24 protein-coding genes and 10 pseudogenes are annotated in these 22201 nt (G+C 68.3%); 19 read left to right on the forward strand and 15 right to left on the reverse strand.

The genetic code is table 11. The annotated features are described in order from the left end of the window. Window positions 1–62: 62 nt before the first annotated feature. On the reverse strand, window positions 63–311 hold the full coding sequence (locus ABZ624_RS37160; protein ID WP_360099101.1) for a hypothetical protein: 249 nt from the start codon (window positions 309–311) through the stop codon (window positions 63–65). A gap of 385 nt (window positions 312–696) precedes the next feature. Further along, window positions 697–837 (reverse strand): hypothetical protein, encoded by a 141-nt coding sequence (locus ABZ624_RS37165; protein ID WP_360099103.1) that lies wholly within the window; start codon window positions 835–837, stop codon window positions 697–699. Window positions 838–1064: 227 nt separating this feature from the next. Between ABZ624_RS37165 and ABZ624_RS37170 the strand changes: the two genes are divergently transcribed. Both ABZ624_RS37170 and ABZ624_RS37175 read left to right on the forward strand, forming a co-directional pair. Continuing rightward, complete coding sequence (locus ABZ624_RS37170) at window positions 1065–1208, forward strand: hypothetical protein (RefSeq protein ID WP_360099105.1); 144 nt, start codon at window positions 1065–1067, stop codon at window positions 1206–1208. 611 nt (window positions 1209–1819) lie between these two features. Further along, window positions 1820–2251, forward strand: coding sequence for a hypothetical protein (locus ABZ624_RS37175; RefSeq protein ID WP_360099107.1), 432 nt, complete (start codon window positions 1820–1822; stop codon window positions 2249–2251). A 78-nt stretch (window positions 2252–2329) separates the two neighbouring features. On the opposite strand, the gene ABZ624_RS37180 is transcribed toward ABZ624_RS37175, so the two are convergent. Continuing rightward, window positions 2330–2545 carry a hypothetical protein gene (locus tag ABZ624_RS37180; protein ID WP_360099109.1) on the reverse strand — a complete coding sequence of 72 codons (216 nt, stop codon included), beginning with the start codon at window positions 2543–2545 and terminating at the stop codon, window positions 2330–2332. A gap of 862 nt (window positions 2546–3407) precedes the next feature. Between ABZ624_RS37180 and ABZ624_RS37185 the strand changes: the two are divergent. Both ABZ624_RS37185 and ABZ624_RS37190 read left to right on the forward strand, forming a co-directional pair. Continuing rightward, window positions 3408–3509, forward strand: a pseudogene (locus ABZ624_RS37185) (IS5/IS1182 family transposase); the annotation flags it as partial. 395 nt (window positions 3510–3904) lie between these two features. Continuing rightward, window positions 3905–4543 (forward strand): transposase, encoded by a 639-nt coding sequence (locus ABZ624_RS37190; RefSeq protein ID WP_360099111.1) that lies wholly within the window; start codon window positions 3905–3907, stop codon window positions 4541–4543. A 181-nt stretch (window positions 4544–4724) separates the two neighbouring features. Here the strand turns inward: ABZ624_RS37190 and ABZ624_RS37195 are convergent, their stop codons facing one another. Further along, window positions 4725–4895: a hypothetical protein gene (locus ABZ624_RS37195; protein WP_360099113.1), complete on the reverse strand. Its 171-nt coding sequence runs from the start codon at window positions 4893–4895 to the stop codon at window positions 4725–4727. A gap of 252 nt (window positions 4896–5147) precedes the next feature. On the opposite strand from ABZ624_RS37195, the pseudogene ABZ624_RS37200 reads away from it, so the two are divergent. After that, window positions 5148–5561, forward strand: a pseudogene (locus tag ABZ624_RS37200) (transposase); the annotation flags it as partial. A 116-nt stretch (window positions 5562–5677) separates the two neighbouring features. Here the strand turns inward: ABZ624_RS37200 and ABZ624_RS37205 are convergent. Further along, entirely contained in the window at window positions 5678–6049 is a 372-nt protein-coding gene (locus tag ABZ624_RS37205) for a MerR family transcriptional regulator (RefSeq protein WP_360099115.1), read from the reverse strand. A 48-nt stretch (window positions 6050–6097) separates the two neighbouring features. Between ABZ624_RS37205 and ABZ624_RS37210 the strand changes: the two genes are divergently transcribed. Genes ABZ624_RS37210 through ABZ624_RS37225 form a run of 4 tightly spaced genes read left to right on the forward strand, consistent with a single transcriptional unit; the run spans window position 6098 to window position 8485 of the window. Continuing rightward, window positions 6098–6979, forward strand: a complete 882-nt coding sequence (locus ABZ624_RS37210; RefSeq protein ID WP_360099117.1) for an NAD(P)H-binding protein — start codon at window positions 6098–6100, stop codon at window positions 6977–6979. Between the two features lie 50 nt (window positions 6980–7029). After that, on the forward strand, window positions 7030–7638 hold the full coding sequence (locus ABZ624_RS37215) for a MarR family transcriptional regulator (protein WP_360099119.1): 609 nt from the start codon (window positions 7030–7032) through the stop codon (window positions 7636–7638). Next, complete coding sequence (locus tag ABZ624_RS37220; RefSeq protein WP_360099121.1) at window positions 7635–8012, forward strand: hypothetical protein; 378 nt, start codon at window positions 7635–7637, stop codon at window positions 8010–8012. The genes ABZ624_RS37215 and ABZ624_RS37220 overlap by 4 nt, the downstream gene beginning before the upstream one ends. Window positions 8013–8056: 44 nt before the next feature. Further along, a complete protein-coding gene (locus tag ABZ624_RS37225; RefSeq protein ID WP_360099123.1) occupies window positions 8057–8485 on the forward strand; it encodes a VOC family protein in 429 nt (142 codons plus the stop codon). Between the two features lie 79 nt (window positions 8486–8564). Here ABZ624_RS37225 and ABZ624_RS37230 read toward each other — a convergent pair. Further along, window positions 8565–8723, reverse strand: a pseudogene (locus ABZ624_RS37230) (transposase); the annotation flags it as partial. 210 nt (window positions 8724–8933) lie between these two features. On the opposite strand from ABZ624_RS37230, the pseudogene ABZ624_RS37235 reads away from it, so the two are divergent. Then, window positions 8934–9083 (forward strand): annotated as a pseudogene (locus tag ABZ624_RS37235) (IS5/IS1182 family transposase); the annotation flags it as partial. A 420-nt stretch (window positions 9084–9503) separates the two neighbouring features. On the opposite strand, the gene ABZ624_RS37240 reads toward ABZ624_RS37235, so the two are convergent. Beyond that, complete coding sequence (locus ABZ624_RS37240; RefSeq protein ID WP_360099125.1) at window positions 9504–10055, reverse strand: GNAT family protein; 552 nt, start codon at window positions 10053–10055, stop codon at window positions 9504–9506. 194 nt (window positions 10056–10249) lie between these two features. Here ABZ624_RS37240 and ABZ624_RS37245 point away from each other — a divergent pair. Beyond that, window positions 10250–10826 (forward strand): annotated as a pseudogene (locus ABZ624_RS37245) (transposase); the annotation flags it as partial. Between the two features lie 97 nt (window positions 10827–10923). Here ABZ624_RS37245 and ABZ624_RS37250 read toward each other — a convergent pair. Continuing rightward, the gene (locus ABZ624_RS37250; RefSeq protein WP_360099127.1) at window positions 10924–11304 is read right to left on the reverse strand and encodes a hypothetical protein; all 381 of its coding nucleotides are present in this window, start codon (window positions 11302–11304) and stop codon (window positions 10924–10926) included. Window positions 11305–11457: 153 nt separating this feature from the next. Between ABZ624_RS37250 and ABZ624_RS37255 the strand changes: the two genes are divergently transcribed. From ABZ624_RS37255 to ABZ624_RS37275, 5 genes and pseudogenes are all read left to right on the forward strand, one after another. Beyond that, window positions 11458–11676: a hypothetical protein gene (locus tag ABZ624_RS37255; RefSeq protein WP_360099129.1), complete on the forward strand. Its 219-nt coding sequence runs from the start codon at window positions 11458–11460 to the stop codon at window positions 11674–11676. A 59-nt stretch (window positions 11677–11735) separates the two neighbouring features. After that, window positions 11736–12182 (forward strand): hypothetical protein, encoded by a 447-nt coding sequence (locus ABZ624_RS37260; RefSeq protein WP_360099131.1) that lies wholly within the window; start codon window positions 11736–11738, stop codon window positions 12180–12182. A 72-nt stretch (window positions 12183–12254) separates the two neighbouring features. Next, window positions 12255–12386, forward strand: a complete 132-nt coding sequence (locus ABZ624_RS37265) for a hypothetical protein (RefSeq protein WP_360099133.1) — start codon at window positions 12255–12257, stop codon at window positions 12384–12386. A 23-nt stretch (window positions 12387–12409) separates the two neighbouring features. Continuing rightward, a pseudogene (locus ABZ624_RS37270) lies at window positions 12410–12795 on the forward strand (DUF6529 family protein). 707 nt (window positions 12796–13502) lie between these two features. Next, window positions 13503–14564 (forward strand): cytochrome P450, encoded by a 1062-nt coding sequence (locus ABZ624_RS37275; protein WP_360099135.1) that lies wholly within the window; start codon window positions 13503–13505, stop codon window positions 14562–14564. Window positions 14565–14660: 96 nt separating this feature from the next. Here ABZ624_RS37275 and ABZ624_RS37280 read toward each other — a convergent pair. Continuing rightward, window positions 14661–15065: pseudogene (locus ABZ624_RS37280) on the reverse strand (GNAT family protein); the annotation flags it as partial. A gap of 21 nt (window positions 15066–15086) precedes the next feature. Then, window positions 15087–15218 carry a hypothetical protein gene (locus ABZ624_RS37285; RefSeq protein WP_360099137.1) on the reverse strand — a complete coding sequence of 44 codons (132 nt, stop codon included), beginning with the start codon at window positions 15216–15218 and terminating at the stop codon, window positions 15087–15089. Between the two features lie 66 nt (window positions 15219–15284). On the opposite strand from ABZ624_RS37285, the gene ABZ624_RS37290 reads away from it, so the two are divergent. From ABZ624_RS37290 to ABZ624_RS37300, 3 genes and pseudogenes are all read left to right on the forward strand, one after another. Further along, window positions 15285–15467, forward strand: coding sequence for a hypothetical protein (locus ABZ624_RS37290; RefSeq protein ID WP_360099139.1), 183 nt, complete (start codon window positions 15285–15287; stop codon window positions 15465–15467). Further along, window positions 15467–16486: pseudogene (locus ABZ624_RS37295) on the forward strand (FAD/NAD(P)-binding oxidoreductase); the annotation flags it as partial. The gene ABZ624_RS37290 and the pseudogene ABZ624_RS37295, both read left to right, overlap by 1 nt. Beyond that, a pseudogene (locus tag ABZ624_RS37300) lies at window positions 16477–17058 on the forward strand (IS5 family transposase); the annotation flags it as partial. The pseudogenes ABZ624_RS37295 and ABZ624_RS37300, both read left to right, overlap by 10 nt. Window positions 17059–17143: 85 nt before the next feature. On the opposite strand, the gene ABZ624_RS37305 reads toward ABZ624_RS37300, so the two are convergent. The 5 genes and pseudogenes from ABZ624_RS37305 to ABZ624_RS37325 all read right to left on the reverse strand — a co-directional run. Beyond that, the gene (locus ABZ624_RS37305; RefSeq protein ID WP_360099141.1) at window positions 17144–17890 is read right to left on the reverse strand and encodes a phosphotransferase; all 747 of its coding nucleotides are present in this window, start codon (window positions 17888–17890) and stop codon (window positions 17144–17146) included. Between the two features lie 145 nt (window positions 17891–18035). After that, window positions 18036–18623 (reverse strand): isochorismatase family protein, encoded by a 588-nt coding sequence (locus ABZ624_RS37310; RefSeq protein WP_360099143.1) that lies wholly within the window; start codon window positions 18621–18623, stop codon window positions 18036–18038. Window positions 18624–19106: 483 nt separating this feature from the next. Beyond that, a complete protein-coding gene (locus tag ABZ624_RS37315) occupies window positions 19107–19640 on the reverse strand; it encodes an EF-hand domain-containing protein (protein ID WP_360099145.1) in 534 nt (177 codons plus the stop codon). A gap of 48 nt (window positions 19641–19688) precedes the next feature. Then, the gene (locus tag ABZ624_RS37320) at window positions 19689–20243 is read right to left on the reverse strand and encodes a hypothetical protein (RefSeq protein WP_360099147.1); all 555 of its coding nucleotides are present in this window, start codon (window positions 20241–20243) and stop codon (window positions 19689–19691) included. A 581-nt stretch (window positions 20244–20824) separates the two neighbouring features. After that, window positions 20825–21997, reverse strand: a pseudogene (locus ABZ624_RS37325) (NF041680 family putative transposase); the annotation flags it as partial. Window positions 21998–22201 lie beyond the last annotated feature (204 nt).

The following is a 22201-nucleotide window of genomic DNA, read 5'->3' on the forward strand; positions in this document are numbered from 1 at the left end:
TTGAGACTTCAGACATCTCGCTCAACAGTCCGAGGGCCTCGCCCGTTACTCGACCGGCCTCGTCACCCGATCGGTGGCCAAATTGAAAAGCCTCCGGGTTTGCCGGACCGCTCCTGTATGACGAGCATGGTGTACCGCTCGGCGTCGTCGTCGCCCTGGCCGTGCACCTTCACCACGTGGCCGGCATGCGCGGTATGGGGAGTGGCCTGAATCGAGATGTCGCTCTTCGCGAACGCCGGGGATACCGCCAGTACTGCTGAGGTCACACCCAGCGCGGCGACTGCCGCGAGCCGCTTCATACCAAGCTTCATGCTCGGGTCTCCTTGGATTTCTTCGTTCCCTTTGAACCAACTAGCCTGACGTACTGCCTAATTGCCACGTACAGCGAAGAAGAGCAGTCGGCGCGCCGAGAAGTTGGCCCCCGATTGTCACTACCTCGTAACTGGTGTCGGATGACCACCGTGCTGCCTCACGGTGCACATACCGAGATGGCCTGTTTGACAGCTAACCCAGTCCTCCCAGGAGAGGCACTGCCTCCGACTGACTTCGTCGCCAAAGGGCGCATGACCTGCAGGTCCTCACAGCCCTTGGTATCGACCCAGCCGCCTTGGCGTCAGCCCCCGACGGGCCGCTGCGCTATTGCGGAGCCCGCGAACGCGGCCTCCACCCGGCCCCCGGGGCAGCTGATTCCTTCGGTCAGTCCTCGGCGCCGTCGCTGCCGGCGGCGCGCATCTTCCGCTCATGACGGTGCTCGCCGTAGGCGCCGGCCTCCCAGACGCCGTCGCGGGCCGCGTCGATTCCCTCGCTGCCGACGCTCGGCGCAGACTCGACGGCCAAGGGCCCCGGTGGTGGCTGGATTGCCTCGGAGGACGTCCCTGGGCTAGGAGTGCGCTTCCCCCACGATAGCGGCCGCCTGCTTCATGCTGACCGCCATGTGCCGCGAGGGCCGCCCTCGAACTCGGTGAGTTCGCCCCACTGCGCCGCCCCATGCGAATCATCACCACGTCCGAGCAGGCCGAACATCGGCTGCCGCCCCCGTCAGGCCGACTTCTCGAGCGATCCGCATGCCGATACCCGTACATGCCCTCCTGCAGCGCCCGTTGACCACCGAGGCCGTTACGGAACTCCTTGCACTGCCGAACATGTCCCCCATACCCCGGCAGTTCGACGCCGTCGACGAGGAGCTGCGACGGCGCGGATGGGAATGACAGCACGAACTGCTCTGCGATTCCTTCCGCACCGGGCACGGACACGTGCTGTGCAGCGAGTACGGCAGCCCGTTCGGAGAGCCGGACGCACGGTGTTTCCTCGTCTTCGGCGAGATCTGCCCCATCGACCCTCGCGACGAGGACGTGAGGAATGAATAGTGGCTCAACGGCTATGTCGAGGGCTGGCAGCAACTGCCCGGCTGGACATGCCACAGGCCGTCCACCGACCAGGACTGCGAGGCCGTGCTTGCGCAGGCGGCGCGGGCGGTCACCGAGCACCTGGGCACGGTCCCGGAACGGACCCTGGTGTCCGCGGCGGTGGCCGCCGGCCCGGCGCTGACCCACCGCATCTGGCGCACCGCCACGCACGCCCCGGTCCTCGGGCCGGCGGAGGACCACGGCCCCTATGGCTACCTCACCCACCTGCGGCTGCCCTGCACCCTGCTCGGCTGGGGCCCCGACCTGCCACCCGCCGACGACGAGGACGCCCTGCTCCGATGGATCCTGGCGCACACCAGCTGGTGTGACCCGTGCCTGGGCCGGGCTGAAACCCGGGCGTCGCGGTCGAGCGGGTCCATCCAGCAGTTCGAGCAGCCTCTGGGCGCCCGACCGTGTCCCTGGGCCTATCGCGTCGGGTCAGTGGGGCCCGGGGGCACGAGGCGCTCGCAAAGCCGCTGGGGATCGCGGAGCAGACCGACCCCGCCGCTGCCTCCACGTCCCGAAACTTCTCCGACGCCGACGCAGAGATACGCGTCGACCTGCCGGTGTCGCTGGCCTTCTCCCGGGGCCTGGTCGCCGATCTCATCACGCAGAAACTCGCCCTGGAGGGCGTGACGTTTTCCTGGCACCCGGCCGGACGCAAGCCGTACGTGCTGGTGAAGAAGACCCGCCGTCCGCCGAAGAAAGCCGCCTTCAGGGACCCCAAAGTCCGCGAGCTGGTGACCAGGGCACCTGGTCCAGGCGGTGATGCGGCTGGCCGTCCGCGCGATACACTGCACGCGCAGACGGCAGAACAGGTGTCCGGGCAGTGGAGCCAGTCCTGACATCTCGATGATGACGAAGCACGCGGAACGCTGCAGCACCGGCAACTCATGCAGGCTGATGTACTCCTCCAGGGCGGGCTAGGCCTGCTCCACCTGGTGTATCACTTCGGGCCCTGTGACCATGAAGAACTCCTCCACGCCTGCCCGCCACCGCAGCATCTGCCCGGGCGGCACCATGCGCCGGCACCGCTGCGCCAGATTGTCGGGGATGCGGCTGGGAAGCCGGTCGGGTTCGCGGAGGATCTGGGTGAACTTCAGGACGTTGCGGGCGTAGTCGATCTGCCGTCCCTGCATGGGGGCGCGTTCCACGTACTCGTCGGCCAGGAGGAAGGTGCACGATCAGTTCAGCGCCGAATGTGGTGATCTCGACAGGGCCGCGGGGGAAGACACGGGAGCCGAGGATGCCGTATCCGCAGGCGCGGGCGGCCTGTTCCTCCTCGGGGCTGGTGATGTACCCGATGCGGGTCAGCCACTGGATCAGATGCTCTTCCACCTCCTGGGCCTGGGGGCGGATCGCGGGCGGGATCGGGCACCACAGCTCGAGCACCCGCAGCTGGTTCGGTTCGCCCGCTGCGTCGACACCTCTCCCGGGCCGGGGCGCAGGCGTGCCGCGGAGGTGCCCAGTCCCCGATGCTTGCGCCGCAGGGGCGCCGCGGGAGCATGTGTCCTCTGTGGTACGGCTGCGCTCCCCGAGCCCTCCTCCCACCCGGCGGCTCGGCCATCCCCGGGGTGAGTACGGGGGTAGAGCTTTGTCGACGAGGACTTCCGCGCCAAAGGCTGCGTACCCGAGGACGGCTTCACGCGAGCCCTCACCGGCACCTGGCAGCGCGGCCGCGGAGGTCCCCAGTCCTTTGGGCTTGGCCCACGATGGCGCCGCGGCAGCATGCATCCTCTCCGACCTGTCCGTTCCCGCCGGGTCGCGCCGGCATTCGGCGGATTGCGGCGCGCCGGCCAGTGCGGAGCGGGGTTTGACGACCAGGGTCTCCCCGACGGCCACTCCGGAAGCACAGCCGTATTCGGATTCACCGCCAAGGTCCACCTGAGCGCGGACGGCCGCTATCCCCCTCCCTCCTTGGTCGTCACGGCAGGGCAGCGGGCGGACTGCACCCAGTCCAAGCCCGTGCTGGAGAAGATCTGCGTTCCCCGCTTCGGGCTGGGCCGGCCTCGCAACAAGCCCGACAGTCTTGCTGCGGACAAGGCCTACAGCAACAGGCTCTGCCGCCAGTCTCTGCGGCGCCGGGACATCCGGCACGCGATTCCGGAGAAGACCGACAGCCCGGCGACCCGCCTGCGGAAAGGCTCACGCGGCGGACGGCCCCCGGCTTCGACCAAGAGCGCTACACCAAGCGGAACACCGTCGAACAGGCCATCAACGAACTCAAGCGCGCCCGAGCCGTGGCCACCCGGTACGACTGTGAGGATGTTGGGGTGCCGCCTCGGGCGGTGGTCTGGCCCGCGATACGACTGGCCCTGGTGCCTTGCGTTTGATCTGCCGACTGCTGTCTGAGGCGGTGCGTGCTGCCACCGAAACGGTGGGCGTGTCCCGATAGGGGCCTTCGCGACAGGCACCGTCACAGTCCTGACCGCCACACCGTTCCGGCGTCGGCCACCGGTGTTCCCGAGGCGATCAGGAGACAGGCGACCGTGCCCAGCATGACTGAGCAAACCCATCCGCGTCACGACACAGCTGATCAGCACGAGCAAGTCCTGGTCGGCGTCGACACGCACAAAGATGTCCACGTGGCTGCGGTCATCACCAGCACCGGAGCGCTGCTGGACACTCAAGGGTTCCCCACGACCCGGGAGGGCTATCGCCAGCTCCTTTCCTGGGCGCGTTCCTTCGGCCAGTTACAGCAGGCCGGGGTCGAGTGCACCGGCTCCTACGGGGCCGCGCTGACCCGCTACCTGCACCATGAAGGCATCACGGTCACCGAGGTCAACCAACCTGACAAGGCCGCCCGCCGCCGGCACGGCAAGTCCGACGACATCGATGCGGCAGCCGCCGCCCGGGCAGTGCTCTCCGGCCCTGCGCTGGGACACCCGCACCCGCTCCTACGTGGAACGACGGGTCAGCGAGGGCAAGACACGACGCGAAGCCATCCGATGCCTCAAACGCTACGTCGCCCGCGAGATCTACCAAGCCCTGCTCACAACGCGGAGCCAATCTCCCGCACCAGCCTCCACTGGTTGACATCCATAGGGGCATCAAGCGCGGTTACTTCTTCCTCCGCACCGCCACCGCAACCGCCCTCATCATCTGGCTCCGAACATGGCCGCCCGAACAAGTCCTAGGCTCGGCCGCGGCTCTTGGTCATACCGCTCTCGCGTTTCCCTCGCCGGGCCCCATGACCCGATGCGCGCGAAAGGTGCACACCACACGGCTACGTCAGTAGGGCTCTTCGCGACGGCCCCTCCTGCCGCCGGCCCCGGCCAGACGTCGGCCTCCCGACTGCCGACGGTTTGGCACGGCCGATCAGCCGACGAGCAACGGGCGGCCAACGGTGCACAGGTCACCAGGAGCGCGGACGAACGCGCGGTGGGCGAGCATGTCCCGCTTCGGCTGCGCGGCGGAGACCTTACGGCAGTGCCGGGCAAGAGCGTCGCGCAGCTCACCGTCGTGTTCGTGCCAGCCTGCACCGTGCAACGGCACTGACCTCCGCCACACCCACAGGGCGCCACTGCTCCCCCGACCTCGGGGGTTGTGCTCGAGCCCGGCATAGAACCAGCGGCGCAAGGAGTTTAGGGCGATTGATGCTGCTGCGTGGTCATCGGCTGCTCCGCGCAGCCCCCGCACCATGTGATCTCGCTCAAATAATCGATCATGTACACGATCGCACCCCCAGTACTGCAACGGTGCTTGTCGTGACTGATGGCCAGGTCGGTCATTGGTGTTGTTGTGGGTGGGGACCTTGCTGATGTCAGGTTGTGGGCGCGTGAGCCGGACGGTGTGCATGAGCGGTTCGCGCACCGTTTCAGCAGGTCGGAGCCTCGGGAGTCGGCACTTTCCTATACGCGGGGCCTGATCGCATCGCCGCGACGGAAGAACGGCTGGACCCTGGGCGGCGGAGGCCAGCCATGCGGGGCCGGACCGCATGCACAGGGTGCTGAACCGGATCGAGTGGGACGCCGATGAGGTACTCGACGACGTGGGTCAGTACGTGGTCGACAACCTCGGCGACCGGGACGCCGTCCTGATCGTGGACGACACGGGCTTGCTGAAGAAGGGAACGCGGTCGGCTGGGGTGAGCGCCAGTACTCCGGCACCGCCGGGCGGACGGAGAACTGCCAGGTCGGTGTCTTCGTCGCCTACGTGTTGCGGGTCATGACGTTGATGACGGCAGGGTCGGCAACACATCGCTGCTGCACCGCGTGGAAAGGCCGATGGGGGGACCACTCGTCTCTTGAGCCTCCCAGCGGGTGGGCGGCTCAGGCTTCACGGACGAAAGTCGCGCAGTCCGGACAGTCGTCGAGGTAGCGATGCCGACACTCAACGGTGTGTCGCAGGAAGGTAATTGCCTCCTGTCTCCGGACGACTTCGCCTTCGAGTTCGGCGATCTTCGCCCTCACGACCGCCTGCGCCGCCGACTTCTTCGGCGCCATGGCGGCGGTGACCTCGGGCAACGAGAGCCCGACGCGCCGCAGTTTCAGTACCGTGCGTGCCTGTTCCACAGCGTTGTCGTCGTAGATGCGGTAGCCGTTGCCATCGCGACGCACGGTGAGTGCCCCAACGTCTTCCCAGTGTCGCAGCACGTGGGCCTCGATTCCGAGTCCTGCGGCTACTTCTCCGATCGTCTTCACGATACGCGCCTTGCCTTCATGTCGACCTGAACCCTTAGCGTCTCGATCATGCCTGATGTCACTGGCCCCACGGGCTCCCCTTGCCGTTCATCGATCCTGGTCACCGGCGCGGTCGGCAACCTCGGCCGGGAGGTCGTCGACCGCCTCCAAGCACACGGCGCGCGCGTACGATGCCTTGTGCGCCATCAGGCCGGTCCGCGCCCCGGCGTCGAGTGGGCGGTCGGCGACCTCACAGACCCCGCTGCCGTGCGCGCGGCGCTCGTGGGAATCGACGCGGTCTTTCTGATCTGGCCACTGCTCGACTCCGCCCCTGCCCACGACCTGGTTGCGGAGCTCATCGCAGCGGCACCCCGTGTCGTCTACCTGTCCTCGACAGCCATCGACGACGAAGCCGCTCGCCAAAGTGATCCCATCGTTCAGGTACATGCGGATATGGAAGCCCTGCTCCGCACTGCTGGTCTGCGCCCCATGGTGCTGCGTAGTGACACGTTGGCGTCCAACGCCCGTGGCTGGATCCCACAGGTGCGGGCGGGCGACGTGGTGTCTGGCCCGGACATCGCGCGCACAGCCGTCGTCGACGAGCGCGACGTCGCTGATGCCGTCGTAGCGACATTGCTCGTGCACCACAACCAACTCGAACGCGAACCACTCCTCCTGACAGGGCCCGAGGTACTGAGTCGCGCCGACCAGGTCGCTCTTCTCGGTGTCGCGCTCCGGCGCCGTCTGCGCTTCCAGGCGCTCCCCGCTGACCTCGCGCGGTCACGCATGCTCACAGACGGACGTCCGGAGCGGCTGGTGGAAGCGCTGATCGCTGCCTCGCTGCGCCGACCAGAGTCAAACCGCACCACCGACCATGTTGAGCGCCTCACTGGCCGACCGGCCGGCACCTTCGCGAGGTGGGCCATCGACCATGCCGTCGAGTTCAGCTGACGGAAGGATCGCGGCACGGCACTGACGAATGTGCGGGTCCCCTCGGCGTCTTGACGGTACCCGATCCGATCACGTACTACTTCATTATGAAGCACGTAACTAATTCCGGGCAGCTCGCCCAGAACGCGGACGGGTTGCTCTACGACCCTCAAGTCCGCGAGGCCATGGCCGAGTTCATGGGAGGGCGTGACACCCTGCGCCTGGAGGCGGCTGCCGCGGCGCGCGCCGCGCACAGGTCCGTTGAGCGGCTTCGCACCCACGGATCGGAAGGCCGTGGTCTCAGCGCGGGAGCCAGCGATGTCCTGATCCGGCTGCGCACGCTCGGCGAAGCCGGTGCGAGTCTCGGCGACCTCGCCCGTTCCGCAGGCATGACTCCCCGCAACGCCACCGGTCTGGTCGACACACTCGAACGCGAAGGGCTCGTCCGGCGCGATCCTGACCCCGATGATCGCCGGTCCATCCTCGTGCGCATCACCCCGGCCGGCCTGACGTGGCTGGACGAGTTCCGGACACCGACACAGCGGGCGATGGCGGCACTGTTCCACGGATTCACCGACACCGAACTGCACCAGCTCCGCCACCTGTGCCTAAGGCTGGTTCAGAACCAGCAGCGCATCGCCACCCACCTCGCTGCCACCGAAAGGATCAACCCCTCATGACGACGGCCACGACACGCACCACCGTCCGCGCCTACCACCAAGCCCGGTTCCATGGCGACATCCCGGCCGCCGCCCGAACTCTCAGCGAACCCTTCCACTTCCAAAGCCCCCTGCTCACCTCCGACAGCACACACCAGCACCTCAGCGGCCTGGAAGCGTTCCTGGGAATCGTGACCGGCGTCGATCTGGTCAGCGAACTGTACGGCGAGACCGAAGCGACCTTGGTCTACGACGTCCACACCTCCGTCCCGGCCATCGGAAGTCAACGCACCGCCGAACACTTCCACCTCACCAACGGCCGGATCGACACCATCCGCCTGATCTTCGACGCCACTCCCTGGCACGCGATCATGCAGGCAGCCATCCCGTCCTGACACCACGGCAAGCTGTACCGACACCAAAGGAATCAAACAAACCGATGTCAGCGATCAAGAAGTTCCAAGTCACCTTTGACTGCGCGGAACCTGAGCGCCTTGCTCGTTTCTGGTGCGAGGTGCTGGGATACGTCGTACCGCCGCCGCCGGAGGGGTTTGCCACGTGGGACGATTTCAAGCGCTCGCAGCCACCTGAGCAGCGGGATTCATGGTTCGCCTGCAGTGACCCCTCAGGTGTGGGCCCGCGACTGTACTTCCAGCGTGTCCCCGAAGGGAAGGCCGCCAAGAACCGGGTGCATCTTGATGTGCGGGTCGGCACCGGGCTCGTGGGTGAAGAGCGCCTCGCCGCACTTGAGGCGGAATGCGCACGACTGGTCCCGCTCGGCGCGGTACACGTGCAAACGCTGTATGACGGCAATGATTCGTGCATCCCGATGCTGGACATCGAGGGCAACGAGTTCTGTATCGACTGAGCATTCTTCGAGCCGGAGAGGTGGGGAGCCGCCTCCCTTTGGACCTCTCTGGTCCCGTATGGGGCGGGAGTTGTCGCGTGAGAGCGAGGTTGTGCAGCCGGGCGATGCCGAGCATGGCGGTGTGAACGCCGTCGCCTTTCAGATGGCAGTCGCGAAGGATCTTTCAGGCCTTCATCCGCGCGAAGACGTGCTCGACGCGGGCCCGGACCCTGCGGCGGGTGGTGTTGTGCTCCTCCTTTTATGGGTATTGGACGCCGAGCCGGCTTGGTGCCGGACATCACTGCCGCCCGCTCGCCCTGCCTGCCCGCCCTGTACAAGGCGGCCGTCGATGGCCTGCCCGCCCTCGTCGAAGCCGGCTGCCAGGGCGCCGACATCGGCGTCCACCATCCCTTCAAGAAGCCCTGCGGCAGCTCCCACCTGCGGCTTCACCCCGACCACCCGCACCTACAACGCGCTCCTGTGCGGAGTGCGGGCGCTGGGTGAACGGGCCGCAGCCGAGCTCAAGGAACGCTGGCGAACCCTCAAGAGCGTCACCCTCAGCCCCGGCCGGATCGGTGCCATCGCCAAGGCCGCCCTCGTTCTCAACAACGCCTGGTGATGACTTTCGTTGAGAAATCCTCACTGCGTCCCGGCCCATATCCACCAGATTGGTGCCGGTTCGTTACCTACGGAGCTTTACCACTGGTTCCTCGCGTACACCTTCTCGTCTCGCTTGTCAGCTCCGTACCGTCTGGCAGTGCCAGCACGTCCCGGCGTTGTCAGAGCTGCTTCCCACCCTCGCCGACGTCCCCCGGATGAGGCTGCCCTCAGAGAGCGTTAAGTCCGTTTCCTGCAGAGGCTTCGTCCGGACTGGGTGAGGATGCCTTGGCGACCGAGTCGGCCGAGTCGGAAGCGGGTGACGTTCAACGTGGACTCAGCTTCATGGCCGGGGCCGAGTCGCTTACGCGGCGGCCTGCCTTTCCTGCGTCTCCGACGGATCGACAGCTGTGACATGGAGAAACGGCAATCAAAGGACCGCTCAGCTGCCCAAGGCTTGCCACTCCCGCGCCAGCACCGACCAGACCTCGGCGTCGTGGCGGACGCCGCGGTAGAGGTAGATTTCGCGCAGGACGCCCTCACGGGTCATGCCGAGTCGCTTGGCCACGTTGATGCTGGGAATGTTCTTCGGCGACACCAGCCACTGCACACGGTGGATGCCGCGCTCGTTGAACGCCCAGTCGATGATCAGCCGTGCTGCACGTCCGACCAGGCCCCGGCCTGTGGCGGCAGGCTCCAGCCAGCAGCCTGCCTCGCAGGTGCCGGCGGCGGCGTCGAATTTCGTGAAGGAGACGCCGCCCACGAGGGTGCCGTCGAGCCAGATACCGTACAGTCGGCCGGTGTCCGACGCCGCCTTGTCGGCGTAGCGCTGGAGATAGCTGCGGGCGGAGTCGAGGTCGGCGGCGAGGTCGGGCAGTTCCATGTGCTCACCGACGAAGTCCCGGCCCCGGTCCATATGCGCGAGGAACTCCTCAGCCCGCCACGGCTCCAGTGGCCGCAGCTCGGCCCCGTCCCCCAGGGAGATCGCGAACATAGCCGTCCTTCGAAGTGCGTTTATCCGACCGTTGGATCTTCACATGCGCGCCCCCCGGTAGGCTACGGACGGCGGCAGGGAGCCGCGTTTGCGAGGGCGTTGAGCCCGATCCATCTCGATTCGTGACCACTCGATCGCGGTACTGATCGTCACGCAAGCCGCCTGCCGGGCATGTCCATGTCGAGGTATGGGGCATGAAGAGAGAGGCGTACCTCAGCGACCTATCGGACGAGTGGGTGTTGATCGAGCCGGTGATCACGGCCGGGAATCAGGACCGGGTAACCCGGTCGGCAACCGGAGACCCTGGGGCCTGTGATCTCCGGGAAGTCGTGAACGCGATCTTCCACCAGAACCGGGACGGGCTGTCAGTGGCGTTATCTGACCCACGACTTCCCGGCCTGGTCGGCGGTGTTCTACTGCTTCGGCCTGTGGCGCGAGGGCGGGCTCGACCAGCAGATGCAGGAACTGCTGCGCTGTCAAGTGCGGGAGAAGTCACGCCGATTGGAGGATCCGCCCCTCGTGATCACCGACACCCAGTCCGTCCGCGCGGCCGCCGGCGTTCCCAAGGCCACGACGGGACTGGACACCAACAAGAAGGTGTCGGATCGCAAGCGGGGACTGATCGTCGATGTGATGGGGCTGATCATCGGCGCCGTCGTGCTGGCCGCATCCGCCCACGACAATGCCGCCGACACCGCCCTGCTCGACCAGGCGGCCGAGCGGTGCGGGAACCGCCTGGAGAAGGCCCTGGTGGACCCAGGCTTCAAGGACGAGAACCATCCATCAACCTCACCCGCAGCCGCCTCGGGCGCCTCACTCGACAAGGCTTCCTCGCTCAACCCGGACGAGGCCGCTATCAGAAACGGGCTTAAGTGTTCGCCGCGATCCGCAGCCGCCCGGCACGCACGGTCGCAGCGGCCGCGCCCCTGATCCGGTGCAGTTCCTCCCGAGTGTGGGCCTGCTTGCGGGGCTGCCCGCGCCGGGCCGGCGGCCGGCGCCGCGGCGTCTCCAGGAACACCCGGGTCGCTTCCGGCACCCCGAGCGCCCGCCGGACGACCGCGGCCAGAATCCGGCGGACGTGAACGTCGCCGGCCCACTGCTTCCACCACTCCACCGTGATCTGCCCGGTCGCAGCGACGGGCGGCTCGGCCGCCGCGGCGTCCCTGAACAGCAGCCGTAGCGTGCTCGCGTTGGTACCGAAGGCGTCCTCGCTGCTCCAGCCCCGGCCCTGCGCGGCCAGCCCGGCCACCAGTGACTGGCCGCGGTTCGGGCTGCGGCCCTTTCACTGCTGATGGTGACCGCTGCGGCCCGATCGGGTGATGGCCCGACCGCGGACCAGTGTCGGCGTTGGCGCGGCCGGCAGCGCGGGCCAGTCTTGTCGCGGATGGGAGGCCCGCCACACATGACCGTGCACTGCTTCGGATCTCCGCGCCCCGCCCGCGACGGAGTGAAGTTCCGCCAGGCGCGGCTCACCGCCACCCTCCAGGTCGACGGCTACGAACTGGGGTCCTCCATCGACAAGCACCGGGAACTCAGCATGGACACACACCTCCAGGTCGGCGGGAACGGCCCGGCGTCACGGGACCCCGGCAGCGCCGCCGCGACGGCGACCGGGCAGTAGCGGTGGCTCCCGGACCCGGCGGCCGCCCGCACCGCACCGCCATCAGCAGGCGCACATTCGTGCGCCTGCTGCTCCAAGCGGTGACCGCGGCCGCACTGGCCGTGGACGCCTACGTGCACGCCAGCCTCGCCTCTCCGTATGACCGGGTCGGGCAGCAGATCAGCCAGGGAACGGTATTCCGCCTCGAAGCCGCCGTAGCGTCCCTGGCCGCGCTGCTGGTGCTGCTCCTCGGTCGCCGGCGGCCGGTGTGGGCGTTCGCCTTCCTGGTGTCCGTCTCCGCCCTGGGCGCCGTGCTGCTCTATCAGTTCGTGAACGTGGGCACGCTCGGTCCGCTGCCAAACATGTACGAGCCGGTCTGGGGGCCGAGTAAGAACGCCAGCGCGATCGCCGAGGCCGTCGGCGCCGTGGCCGCGCTCGTCGGCTTTCTGATCACCGGCCCGCCGCGCTCTGCGTCCACTCGGGCCGGCGCTGCTCAGGGCGACAAGGCCGACGGCGGAGGCGGCTGATCACGTGCCACGCCTCACCCTCCGCACCGAACCCGGCAGCTCCTGGGGCTGCTGTGGCTGCTGCCCCTGGCGGTGACCGCCGCTCTGCTCTGGTACGGCCGGGTACACACCCCGGAGTACCGGCGCAGCTTCTTCGGGGCGCACGGCCACGCCGTGCCCCTGCTCAAGGCCCAGTTGTGCAGCGCCTGTTCGGACTGGCTCTGATCCAGTTGCTTCTCGCGCTGTGGATGTACGGCCGGCTGCCCGACCCGCGCGCCGCGCCGCACCCGGTGGGCACCGGGCACCGCTGATCGGTATGTTCGCTTTCCTGTTCTCCGTCCCGATCGCCCAGCAGCGCATCATCGCCTACCGCGTCAGCCTGACCGGGCCCCGCGAGGCGCTGCACTCGCTTGCCGGCTGCTTTCTCTACGGGGCCTTCGTCGCCAAGGTCGTCGTGGTGCGTCACCGCCGCTGGCCAGGGCTGGGCGCTCCCGCTCGCCAGTGGCGCGCTCGTCACGGTGATCGCCCTGGCCTGGTACTCGGCGGCGTTCTGGTAGCTGAACGGCTTCCGGGCGCCCGGCCTATAGGCGGACGATGCCGAATCGATCCCCTCGTCGGCCACTGTCGGCAGTGATCACAGCCCGCCGACCCGCCGCCTTCGCGAGGCGCGAGGTGACCGGTTCGCGTGAAAGCCGTTCCGTTTCCTTCGGGGCGTTGGTGCCGCCGGCCTTGAGGTGCCGGGCGCCGCCACACCTCGCGGCCGGGGGCGGCACTGATCGCCGGCACCGGGGCGACGCTGGCAGGCTGCAGGCCCGTCCCTCAAGGACGCGCCTTGTATCAATGTGCCATATGCGAAAAAATAGGATGTATGGTAAATCGTGCGGAAGGCAAGCGAGAGGAGTGTCTCATGATCGCCAAGCTGCTCGCCAAGTTGTCTTTCACCCGCAACTACGGTGCGTACGGGGCCCACGACTGGGGCACGCACACCGGCGGCGACAGGGCGTGACCACACGTCGGCGGGCGCCCCCGGGCTCCCGCCGGCTCCTGGCCACGCTGCCGACGATATCGGCCTGACTGGTGCGAGAAGTCAGGGGCGATTCCATGGGCCGAGCGAATGAGCCGCCGCGGCTGCCCGGAGGCAGCTTCGCAGCCTGGAGCCGCGACCGGCTTGCACTAGCGCGCCGTGGCGCTGACGAATGCGGGGACGTCTGGCAGCTGGAGCCGGGTATCTACGTAGCCGCTACGGCCGGGGTGTGTGAAACGGTCCTGCACCGCGCGCAGGACTTCCCCAAGCCGTCCTCACCCCTCTTCCCGCCGCTGAAGCGGGCCGGCGGAGCGCCAATGCCCGAGGAGCGGGCGCACGCTCGCGCCGCCCGCATGCACGGACTGCGCCCGCAGGCGGTTGCGGCCCGGATCGGAGAGATCGCGCCCGGGACCGCTCGGTTTGCCGACCAGTGGCCCACGGGCCGGGACGTCGAGATTCTGCCCCTGGTCCGGCCCGTCCTGGCAGAGATCGGCGTGCGCTACCTCTTCTCCGAAGACGCTCCCGCCCTGCTGCCCTTCGCCTGGCAGCTCTTCGTGGCCCGGGAGGTGCTCGTACGCCCCACGCACTGGGTCTGGCCGCGCTGGGTCCCCACACCGGCACGGCGGTTCCGCACACGGCAGCAAGTCGCCTTCACCAACGCTTTGCGGCCCATCGTCCGCCAACGCCGTTCATCGGGCCAGCTCGGTGACGACGTGCTGGGACAGATGCTCCGGCCCTCCCCCCGCTACGACCCGCTGTCGGAAGAAATCATCCTCGACACCCTCCCCGGAATCACCGTCGCCACCTTCGAGACACCCTCCCGGGCAGCCGGATGGATCCTGCTCCACCTGGCCCGATACGCCCAGGCCGCGGACCGCGTCGCGGCCGAAGCCGCCCTGCTGCCCGCCGACCCGGCCACGACGACCAGCACCCACCTCGACAACCTGCAATACACCCAGGCGCTGGTACGCGAAGTGCTCCGACTGCACCCCCCGAGCTGGCTGCTCACCCGGCGCGCCCCGCGACAGACTCAGCTCGCCGACTACACCATCGACGCCGGATCCACCGTTCTCGTCTGCCCCTACACCGCCCACCGCGACGCACGGGAACACCCCGAACCGGACCGGTTCCGGCCCGAACGCTGGCTCGACGATTCGGGCTCGCCGGCGAAACCCGGGGTCTTCCTCGGCTTCGGTACCGGGCCGCACGGCTGCGAGGGAGCCGCTCTGGCCATGGCCATGCTCACGCTCATGACCGCGCAGACAGCGCGCCGCTACCACTTGAGCGAGCCGCTCGGCGCGGAACCCGGCTACCGGGTCACCACCTTCGAAGGTCTCGCAACCGCCGGCCTGCACCTGCGTGCCACCGCGCGCGGCTGAGGGCAGTCATACTTTCGGTGGCAGGCCGCCTCCACCCGCGAACAACGAACGTCGATCAAGTCCGAGTGCCGTTCCACACACGCTCGGATCACCGGCTCATGGTCCGCTCATCGTGTGTCGCCGGTCGAACTCGTCGACGAGCATGCCCATCATGACGAGGTCGTGGTGCCGGCCGACGAAGAAAACGTATTCCCGCAAGCGCCCCTCCTCGGTGAAGCCGAGCCCACGAAAAAGCGCCAGCGATGCCTCGTTGGCGGCCAAAACCGCCACCAGGCATTTGTGGTAGCGCCGCTCGGCGAACATGAAGCGCAGCAGCAGCACCACGGCTTCCGCCGCGTAGCCCTTGCGCCGGTGGCCGGCACTGACGGTGATATCGAACTCGAACCAGCCTGAGCGAGGGCCGGTGCGATGTGAGCCGACTGTACCGACCAGCTCTCCCGTGGCCGTCGCTTCGACCGCCAACCGGAACCGGTCGTCATCGCACTCGGCAACGGCCTGCTCCTTCGCCCAGGCACGGTAGCTCTAGGCGGACCTCGGCAGATCCAGCGGGCCCGCTCGCGTCCCGTCCTCGTCGGCGAAACGCGCGAACGCCGTCCAGTCGTCGGGCTCGAGGGCGCGCAGGCGTACCCGATTACCGGTCCAGCACGATGCCATGCCCCATTTGATCACGCTGCTGTGCGCGCAAGGCCGACAGGCACGCCGATGCAGGCGTTGCCCGCCGTGCCTCTCTCACCGCTGATCGTCGTCCTCGTCCGGAGCAGCGAGGTCGTGCAGCGGTACGACCCGAACCCCGACGACGCCCAGCGCGACCAGGTGCTACGCGCCGCGGCGGCCTGCCCGGTCCAGGCGATCCTGGTCGACCAGCTGGAGGCGCGGCACGCACCGGCGGAGGCGTCACCGTGATGACCGGTGCCGACAACCTGCGTGCGTTCAAGCGCGATGGCCGCATCGTGGTCGTCGGGGCTTCCCTGGCGGGGCTGCAGGCTGTCGAGGCGCTGCGGGACGAGGGCTTCACCGGATCGCTGACCATGATCGGTGACGAGCTGGGCGAGCCCTACGACCGGCCTCCCCTGCCCAAGCAAGTACTGACCGGCTGGGTGCCGGCCGGGGGCACCACTTTGCCCCGCCGTCGTGGCATCGACGCGGAGTGGCTGCGGGGTGTGCCCGCCAGCGGGCTGGACCTCGTGACGAAGTACGTGCGACTCGCCGACGGACGCGAGATTCCCTTCGACCGGCTGCTGATCTCCACCGGGGTACGGGCCCGGCCGTGGTCCGTCGAGTCCGAGGCGGCCCTGGACGGCGTGTTCGTCCTACGTACACGCGAGCATGCCGAGAGCCTGCGGCGAGCCCTCGCCGGCGGACCCTCCCGCGTGCTGGTCATCGGTGCGGGCTTCACCGGCTCCGAGATCGCCTCCATCTGCCGCGAGCGGGACATCCCGGTCACCGTCGCCGAACTCGCGCCGGCCCCACTCGTCGGGGCGCTCGGCGCCATGATCGGCGATGTCGCGGCCAGCATGCAGCGCGCCCACGGTATCGACCTGCGGTGCGGTGTCAAAGTCACCCGGCTCGAGGGCGACGCGCAGGGACGGTTCCGCCGGGCCCACTTCGACGACGGCAGCACCGTCGACGCCGACGTGGCGGTGGTGGCACTCGGGAGCATCCGAAACACCGAGTGGCTGCGGGAATCGGGACTGGCGGCAGACGAGTGGGGGGTCACCTGTGACACGGGCTGCCGCGCCCTCGACATCAACGGCCGCGTCACCGACGACGTCTCCGCCTCGGGAGACGTGGCACGCTGCCTCAACCCGATCTACGAAAACCGGCTCATCTCGATGGAGCACTGGGCCAACGCCGTGGAGCAGGCAGAGGTCGCGGCACACAACATGGTCAGCGCCACGGCGGACCGCCGGCCCCACCTGTCCATCCGCTGCTGCTCTCCGAGCTGCGGGCCGCGGACCTGCCGGACTTCTCCCGCACGGCGGTCGACTCCAGCCACGTCCGCGCGATGAAGGGCAGGCCGGCCACCGGTCCGTCCCCGGTGGACCGGGGCAAGGCCGGCAGCGAGCACCACCTGATCGTCGAGGCGCACGGCATCCCGCTCGCCGCGATCACCACCGGCGGCAACCGCAACGACGTCACCCAACTGACCCCGCTGATCCAGGCCGTCCCGCCGCTCCACGGCAAGCGCGGCCGGCCACTGCGGGGCCGGGCAGTGCGCCGCCCCGAGCACCTGTACGCCGACCGGGGCTATGACCACGAGGTCTACCGGGACAAGGCTCGCCGGTTCCAGATCACCCCGCACATTACCCGGCGCGGCACCGGGCACGGCTCCGGCCCGGGCGTGTACTGCTGGGTCGTGGAAGGAGCGATCGCGCTGCTGCACTGGTTCCGCCGCCTGCGCCTCCGCTGGGAGATCCGCGACGGCATCCACCACGCGTTCGTCACCCTCGGCTGCGCCGTCATCTGCTGGCGACGACTCCGCACCGCACTTTAGTTAGAAGTGAGGGCAGGCGACACACCCCAGGAGATGGCCTGCTCGATGCGTCAGAACGCACTCATAGCAGCGGCGCCGCACAGCCTCACATCCGGGATCTCAGCACGTCGACCTCACAGCCCGGCGCGAACGGGTCGAAACCGTGCTCGACCAGCCAGCGAACCCCCAGCAGGCTCCGCAACGACCACCACGCACGGATCACGTCGAGATCGACGTCGGTGCCATAACCGGCGACGACGTCGCCCAGCTGCTCCTCGTGTCCGAGCGTCAAGGTGGTGAGGTCGAACAGGGCACTACCCCGGCCCGCCTCGGACCAGTCGATGATGCCGGTGACCTCGCCACCGTCGACAAAGACGTGATCGATCTGCAGGTCGCCGTGCGTGAACACCGGAGTCCATGGCCGCAGCGCGGCCTCGGCGACCTGGCGGTTGCGGGCGACCAGGTCAGCGGGCAGGACACCGTTCGTCACGAGCCACTCGCACTCGCCGTTGAGTTCCGCCGCCAACTCGTCGGGACCCCGGCGGCGCCGGCCGGGCCAGGGCGGCAACGGCGCCTCGTGCAACTTCCGGACGGCGGCACCCGCCGCGGCCCACGCCGCCGGCGACGCGGTCGACGGCTCGCCGAGGCGGCCGAGCGCCGTCCCCGGGACCGCGGCGATCGCAAGCACGGACGGCTTGCGCCACAGGACCTCCGGGGTGGGGACCGGCGCCAGAGCCATCGCCTCAACCTCAACGTCGATGCGCGCCTGATCGGCGTCCACCTTCAAGAACACATCGCCGACGCGCAAGGTCGCGCGCTCGGAATGGGCGACGACAACTTTGACCTCATCCATGGGCGACCAGTATCCCGGGGATGATCTCCGACGTCGCCGGGTTTTCGCGTGCGATTACGCGGCTGACCGCGTCCCGCTACCCGGCGGCCTCGTGCACGACACCGGCCTCTGAGCAGGTCAAGCCCACCACTTTTGTTAGGAGTCCTTATGCGGGGACAGTTCCAGAGACGGTGACGCCGGCCTGCCGGAAGTCTTCAAGGGTGGCTGCCGTGGTGTCCTGGGCCACACCGACGGAGTAGTCCAGGCGTACGCGTGCCCGGAAGCCGGCCTTCACCGCGTCCAGCGCGGTCGCGCGTACGCAGTGGTCGGTGGCGATACCTACCACGTCGACGTCCTCCACTCCGCGCTCACGCAACCAGTCGGCCAGAGGGGTGCCCTGTTCGTCGGCGCCTTCGAAGCCGCTCTTGGAGGCGCTGTGCGCACCCTTGAAGAAGACGGCGTCGACCTTGCCGCCGGTGACGGCAGGGGCGAAGTTGGGGTGGAACTCGCCGCCTTCGCCTCCGGCCACGCAGTGGACGGGGAAGCTGTCCTTGAAGTCCGGGTGTTCGGAGAAGTGGCTGCCCGGATCGATGTGATGATCCCGGGTAGCCACGATGTACTCATAATCACGTCCCGCACTGTGCTCCACCAGGTCCGCGATGGCCGAGGCAATCCGCGCACCACCCGCGACGGGGACGCTGCCTCCCTCACAGAAGTCTTTCTGCACATCCACGATGATCAAGCCTCGGCTCATCACAAAACACCTTCCAGGACGGCGGCACAGGAGAAACCGTTTCGGGAACCCTTCCGATGCTGGTCGAGCACGGTCGATAATTCCCAAAAAGTTACGTCGAACGGGTGATTTAGGTGAGGCAGAATGTGCGCCGTCGCGGCGGCGGCACCTGGTTTTCACGGACACACATCGATGGGTACTCCGCTCTGGGCCAGCGAACCCCTGCTTCTGATCGGCTGACTGGGGGCAGGCCTCCTCATGAGGTGCTCCGTCATCTCTCGTGAGCATTTCCCGATCCTGTCGACCGCCTGCTGGCTCCCGAACCGAAGAACAAAACGCTGCTCCGGCGCGGACGTCGATCGAGACTCGGCGGTGTGCTCCGCTGTCGACACGTCAGCGTGGGACGCGACGGTGTCGCCCCGGAGAGCCAGACCTGCCGGGTCGGGCCCTCTGGTTACGGCTCCTGCACGCGGCCGAGCCGGCTCGGCGCCGGATGGGAGTTGCTCAGTACAGGGCGTCGCCCATGGCGGAGCCGTCACCCGTGACGTACGCGCGGATCGATGCCAGGTACTCCTGGCGGCTGACGCGTCCGTCGTTGTCGTTGTCCAGCGCGTCGAAAGCCGCGTCGGCGTTGTCGGCCCGGTTGCCCAGTGCCTGGCGCAGCGTGGTGAATTGCGTCCGGTCCAGGGCACCGTCCTGGTCGGCGTCGGCAAGGTCGAACAGGGCGCCCAGTGCGTGCTGGCAGATGGTGTCGAATTTCTCGGCGTCCACCCAGGCGATGTACTCCTGGTAGGTCATCACGCCGTCGCCGTTGGCGTCCATCGCAGCCCAGGCGCGTTCGCCCGTGGTGCGTGCGGCGATGACCAGGGGGTCGTCGTCGCTGCGTCCGGTCGCTTGCTGAGCCCGTTCGATGCGGACGAAGTAGTCGTGGCGGGAAGCGACTCCGTCTCCGTCGGTGTCCAGCATGGCGTAGATGCGGGCCTTCGGGGTGGTGGGGTCGGCCGGGGCCGTGTGCGGCCTGGTCGAAGGGATCGGCATGCCGGGTGTTCCTTCCCGTGTGGGGTGTGTACTGGTCAGCGCGGCTGGTCAGTGGGTGAGGCGGAGCACGAGGGTGGAGTCGACGGCGGTCTCGCCGGCGGGGGTGCCGCAGCCGGCGCCGGTGCTGGTGCCCACGGCGTTGATGGTGTCGCTGGCGAAGCGCGTGCTGTCGGGGGTGACGGTGCCGGTGACGACCAGTGAGGCGGTGCCGTTCACCTTCACAACGTCGATTTTGTCGAATCGGAAGGTGGAGGTGGTGTTGTCAGTCCAGTGGACGGTCGTGGTGGAGGTGTCCCCGTGTTCGTCGCCGGTGCATTCGGTGGCCGGCATGGTGACCGTCCGCTCGAAGGTCCCGGCGGCCACGGGTGCGCCGGTGGCGTCCACGCACGTCACGCTGCCGGTCATGGCCAGCGTGTCGCGTACTGGGAGGTTGATCCCACCTGGATCGACCGCGTTGGCGAAGACGCCGTGGGCATTCAGCACACAGGTGGAACCGGTCGTGGGTGCGGCGGAGCCGGCGTAGGCCGAGGCCCCGGCGAGCAGCGATACCGCGGCGAACAGCGACGTGGCGACCAGCAAGACACTGCGGGCTGCGATCTTCATGTTGGTCTCCGTGCTCTCTGCTGTGGGGAACGTGTGTGTCCGTGGCCAATGAGGACGGCGGGCGGCAAGTCAGGGGCGCTGTGATGCCGGATGATGTCCTGCGCCACAGCGGTCACTGGGTGATCACCTTCCGTGAATCCGCCCTACTGCCCCCCAGCGTGGGCCACGATCTCCTGACAACGTGCCGGCCTCGCAGATGACCACCCGATTCGGTGATCGCTCCTCAGCCACCAAGCACTGCGGTGTGACCGTGTCAGCCCTGCCCGCGCGGTGCCCGCTACGACGACGGCCCCCCACCGCGCTGGACGTCCCATGCGGCGAGGATCCCCCGCCCCCGGGCGAAACTCAGCCGTCGAACTCGGCCTAACTAACACGCGCCGTTCGCAGCCGTTCTCCAGCCCCATACCGACCCTTCGCTTCTGGACTGATCGTCCCGTCACCTGATCACGGGACTCCCTCAGTAGTTCGGAAAGGCCCTGGAGAGCCAGTCTGGGCAGGAGCCTTCGGAGCGGGCACGTCAGCGCGTGCGGCTCGCACTCGAAGACGCTGCCGATGACGACCCCGGCTTCGCCCTGGCCCTCCAGCCGCTGTCGAGCATGTGCGGCCAGGACGAGCCAGGTCCAGCGGTCGGCCGCTTCCGAGTCCCGCAGGCGGGGCCGGGTCCACCCGAGCGTTTGCTTGAGTAGCCGGAACGTGTGCTCCACGTCGAACCTTCGCAGGAATGCCTGCCAGCACCGGTCGACGTCATCCGTGGCGGCACCGGTGCCCGACCACCACAGCCAGACGGGCTTGTTCACCCCTCCACTGGGCAGCTTCTCGACCGTCAACCTGATCACGGTGCCCTCGATGATCGGCAACGGTCCCCCGTGGTCGCCCCAAGCCGCTCGGCGGGTGAGCCGTGGGTGGAGCCGGTCCCAAGCCTGGGCGGTTGCGGTCCCGTAGCGGTCGGTGTTGGTGACGGTGACCGCGGTGGCCTCGCCCCGCATGCCCGGTCACCGAAGACGAACTCGCCGCCGTGCTTGGGCGGCGACCACCTTGCGGCGGGCAGATCCACGGCACCGGGACAGGCTTGCGCATCACCCGGTCCGATCGGAGCCTGCCCAGAACCTCGACCGGCAGATCACTCAGGAGGTGGGCGATGCGGGGCGCGTCGTAGCCGGCATCGAGGACGACCAAGATGTTCGGGCCCCCTCCTGCCACTGGCCGGCTTCCATGAGGCGTTCGACGACGTCGCCGACCTGGCTGGCGGTGACCGCAGCCAAGTCGGCACCGGGCTCCAGCCGGATCGCGTCCAGCAACGCGGTCCACGAGGTCCGGCCGGTCTCCAGCGCCGCGACGATCGAGTACGGCCAGCCAGGCACCATCTGGTGCTTGCCCAGGCCACGGCCGAAGGTATGGCAGAAGGAACGGTCCGAGGAGGTGTCGGCGTCCGGCCGCAACCACGGAGAGACGCCCACCGCCGGCACCAGCCGACCGCTGCTGGCTCGGGGAAGCGAAACACTGGTCGGTGCCCGCCGTAGCCGGGCGACGTCGATCCGACCGTGGTTGACCCCGGAGTACAACGCCCCGTGCCCGCGCCGATGCTCGGGAGCGAGCGCCAGGTCCACGAGGGTGCGGACCGGACCGTCAGTGCACAGCAACGCGTCGCACAGCTCGAACAGAGCGTCGCTCCGCGCAGTCAGGCACGCGTACAACTCCGACCGGAACTCCGCCACCACCGTCAACGCGTCTCGTTGAACCTCATGCTCGACCAGTCCCACGATCCCGGCCTCCGTGCTGCGTTGTCGCTCAGCACAGGATCGGCCCGTGGCCCCTCACACATCTGGTGAACTGGAAAAACACCGAACAAGTTCGAGCCACGATCGACGCCGGACCAACGACAAGGAGCCTGTTTTCGAAGCGCGCTGCCCGTAGTTCTGGGCATCTGCTGTAGCCCGTCTCAGGATGTGATGTTCGTG

The sequence above is a fragment of the Streptomyces sp. NPDC007205 genome, assembly GCF_040634095.1.
Classification (GTDB): Bacteria; Actinomycetota; Actinomycetes; order Streptomycetales; family Streptomycetaceae; genus Streptomyces.

What these genes read in the sequence shown, in the direction of transcription:
- ABZ624_RS37160 (WP_360099101.1), bottom strand. Translation starts at nt 311, where the DNA reads ATGAAGCTTGGTATGAAGCGGCTCGCGGCAGTCGCCGCGCTGGGTGTG.
- ABZ624_RS37170 (WP_360099105.1), top strand. Translation starts at nt 1,065, where the DNA reads ATGCCGATACCCGTACATGCCCTCCTGCAGCGCCCGTTGACCACCGAG.
- ABZ624_RS37180 (WP_360099109.1), bottom strand. Translation starts at nt 2,545, where the DNA reads ATGCAGGGACGGCAGATCGACTACGCCCGCAACGTCCTGAAGTTCACC.
- ABZ624_RS37190 (WP_360099111.1), top strand. Translation starts at nt 3,905, where the DNA reads ATGACTGAGCAAACCCATCCGCGTCACGACACAGCTGATCAGCACGAG.
- ABZ624_RS37210 (WP_360099117.1), top strand. Translation starts at nt 6,098, where the DNA reads ATGCCTGATGTCACTGGCCCCACGGGCTCCCCTTGCCGTTCATCGATC.
- ABZ624_RS37220 (WP_360099121.1), top strand. Translation starts at nt 7,635, where the DNA reads ATGACGACGGCCACGACACGCACCACCGTCCGCGCCTACCACCAAGCC.
- ABZ624_RS37225 (WP_360099123.1), top strand. Translation starts at nt 8,057, where the DNA reads ATGTCAGCGATCAAGAAGTTCCAAGTCACCTTTGACTGCGCGGAACCT.
- ABZ624_RS37240 (WP_360099125.1), bottom strand. Translation starts at nt 10,055, where the DNA reads ATGTTCGCGATCTCCCTGGGGGACGGGGCCGAGCTGCGGCCACTGGAG.
- ABZ624_RS37255 (WP_360099129.1), top strand. Translation starts at nt 11,458, where the DNA reads ATGACCGTGCACTGCTTCGGATCTCCGCGCCCCGCCCGCGACGGAGTG.
- ABZ624_RS37275 (WP_360099135.1), top strand. Translation starts at nt 13,503, where the DNA reads ATGCCCGAGGAGCGGGCGCACGCTCGCGCCGCCCGCATGCACGGACTG.
- ABZ624_RS37285 (WP_360099137.1), bottom strand. Translation starts at nt 15,218, where the DNA reads ATGGCATCGTGCTGGACCGGTAATCGGGTACGCCTGCGCGCCCTCGAG.
- ABZ624_RS37305 (WP_360099141.1), bottom strand. Translation starts at nt 17,890, where the DNA reads ATGGATGAGGTCAAAGTTGTCGTCGCCCATTCCGAGCGCGCGACCTTG.
- ABZ624_RS37310 (WP_360099143.1), bottom strand. Translation starts at nt 18,623, where the DNA reads ATGAGCCGAGGCTTGATCATCGTGGATGTGCAGAAAGACTTCTGTGAG.
- ABZ624_RS37315 (WP_360099145.1), bottom strand. Translation starts at nt 19,640, where the DNA reads ATGCCGATCCCTTCGACCAGGCCGCACACGGCCCCGGCCGACCCCACC.
- ABZ624_RS37320 (WP_360099147.1), bottom strand. Translation starts at nt 20,243, where the DNA reads ATGAAGATCGCAGCCCGCAGTGTCTTGCTGGTCGCCACGTCGCTGTTC.